Genomic DNA, 2,322 nt, shown 5'->3' with positions numbered 1-2,322 from the left:
GAAGATGCATTTCCGGCATGATTTGCAACATCAGCTGTAACTGTTGCAGTAGCAAACGAAATTCAGGCCGCTCCTCTTCCAGCCACTCATCGATGGTATCTGATCCAGAAAGGCTCCCAGGCTGGACAATTGCAGGTTTTCAGGCCCATGCAGTCGTCGTGCAATCAGGTGAGGTTTTTATGGAGTGTGAACAGAATGGAGGGGAGTTATGACATCAGAGCGGTTCTCTGATGTCATTTAACGTTATATGGATACCGGCAAAGAAAGCTCCAACCTGGACTACTACAACACACTGGCTCGCCAGCACCTGGCTCTGTTGCTGCTCAACCCTGATCCGGTGGAACGCGTTGCCTTGATGAAAAAATTCGGCAACTTCTTTAACCTGTCGCTGGCACAGACCCCTCCGGGTTATTACGATGGTTTACGTCCGGACGGTACTGCCTGGCGTCATGATGGCAACTATCCTGGCTACTCCTTCCCTGCCTTTAACGGTGCTGCCCAGGTAGTATACATGCTGAAGGACTCACCGTTTGCCGTCAGCGCTGACGGACGGGCTAACCTGAAGCGGGCCATGATGGCCGCATGGAACTACTCAAACCCATCGATTGGCCTGGGCCTGGCCGGACGTCATCCATTCCGTCCATACGGCGTGAAGGATTTCAGCGAATCCTTCAAGTGGCTGGCATTAACCGGGAACCCTGAAACCGGTGACACCCTGGATGAAGAGCTGGCATCGACCTACCTGCAGGTCACTGGTCGTGCAGCTGCAGAAAGCCAGGCTATTTTTGGCAGACAGCTTGAGCCAATGCCATTGCCAGAAGGCCACTGGACTTATAACGGCGGCGCCTTTGGTATTCACCGTTACAACGACAAGATGGTGACGCTGAAGGCTTATAACAAAGATGTCTGGTCTTCCGAAATCTATTACCGGGATAACCGCTACGGCCGTTATCAGAGCCATGGTGCGGTCCAGATCAAACCCTTCGGTGATCAGACTGAGTACGGTTTTGCCCAGGAAGGCTGGGACTGGAATCGTAACCCGGGCGCTACTACTATTCACCTGCCACTGGATCAGTTAAATAGCCCGATTACCCACACCTTAATGCTGCGTGGCAGTGAGTCCTTCAGCGGCAGCTCGAACCTGGAAGGCCAGTACGGCCTGTTTGCCTTCAAACACAAGGCACCAGGTCATCTGGATCGGTTCGATGGTTCGTTTGTGGCCAGGAAATCGACAATGGCCATTGATAACCGGTTGATTATGCTGGGCAGCGATATCAGCAACCGGACGTCTAAGTACCCGACAGAAACCACGTTGTTCCAACACGGCATCGCAGAGAAATCCGCAGATCTCTGGGTGAATGGCAAAAAAGTTGAGCAGTTACCGTTCTCAGCCACCCTGAAGGCCGGCGACTGGCTGATTGATGGCCATGACAATGGTTACTATGTCATCAAGGGTGATGAGGTGAACGTACGACGTCAGCATCAGACATCCCGTCATGACAAAACCATGAAACCGACAGAAGGCGATTTCTCCGTTGCCTGGATTAACCATGGCAAGGCACCCAGTGATGCCGGTTATGAGTACCTGGTGCTGATGGATACCACACCGGAAGCGATGGCCAGACTGGCTGACGATATGAAAGCTGGCAAGAAACCTTACGACGTGCTGCGTAAAGATGCCAATGCCCATGTCATTAAAGACAATGCCACCCAGGTAACCGGCTATGTTGCCTTTAGTGGAGGAAGCTTTAAAGAGGGTGTGGTCAGCAGCATCAGCCGTGAGGCCATGGTCATGACCCGTCCGATTTCTGATACGGAAATGACCATCAGTGCGGTCACTACTGACCTTGGACTGACCAAGGAAACCATGCCAGCAACCCTGGATATTGCAGTAACCATCAAAGGTGCCTGGAAGGCGGCTGAAATGAACGACAAGGTGAAGGTTGCCTCCAGCGGTGACAGCACCAGCCTGGTCTTCAGCAGTTACTTTGGTATTCCTGCAGAGGTCAAACTGATCAAAGTCCGGTAAGGCTCGGTAAGAAAAGTGAAAACAAGTGCTGTCTGTGACTATTTTACCGACAGCATTGTAAAAACATTGATTAATATCAATAACTTTTCGAAAGTTTTGTTCAATGATCAGCACCATATTCGAAATCTGGAATCTCAAAATGAAACAGGCACTTGTTATTTTCTTTGCTGGTATGCTGACCCTGCTGACTGGCTGTGCAAGCAATAGCGGTACTGTCGATCAATCAGTCATCTTGCACGATGACGGTATGATGAGCAGCGATTAACCCATATAACGTTAAATGACATCAGAGA

Annotated in this window: 2 protein-coding genes; both read left to right on the top strand. The window is 50.8% G+C overall.

Features of this window, described 5'->3' with window-relative positions; genetic code table 11:
* The first annotated feature begins 247 nt into the window (after nt 1-247).
* Nucleotides 248-2,029, top strand: a complete 1,782-nt coding sequence (locus KDK13_RS10185) for a chondroitinase family polysaccharide lyase (protein ID WP_257284870.1) — start codon at nt 248-250, stop codon at nt 2,027-2,029.
* A 139-nt stretch (nt 2,030-2,168) separates the two neighbouring features.
* Nucleotides 2,169-2,294 (top strand): hypothetical protein, encoded by a 126-nt coding sequence (locus KDK13_RS10180; protein WP_257284869.1) that lies wholly within the window; start codon nt 2,169-2,171, stop codon nt 2,292-2,294.
* Nucleotides 2,295-2,322: the final 28 nt, after the last annotated feature.

The organism is Endozoicomonas sp. SESOKO1, assembly GCF_024606265.1.
Taxonomy (GTDB): Bacteria; Pseudomonadota; Gammaproteobacteria; order Pseudomonadales; family Endozoicomonadaceae; genus Endozoicomonas.
This window is presented reverse-complemented; position numbering and strand designations above follow the sequence as displayed.

Coding starts and splice junctions, on each gene's coding strand:
- KDK13_RS10185 (WP_257284870.1), top strand. CDS start 248: ATGGATACCGGCAAAGAAAGCTCCAACCTGGACTACTACAACACACTG.
- KDK13_RS10180 (WP_257284869.1), top strand. CDS start 2,169: ATGAAACAGGCACTTGTTATTTTCTTTGCTGGTATGCTGACCCTGCTG.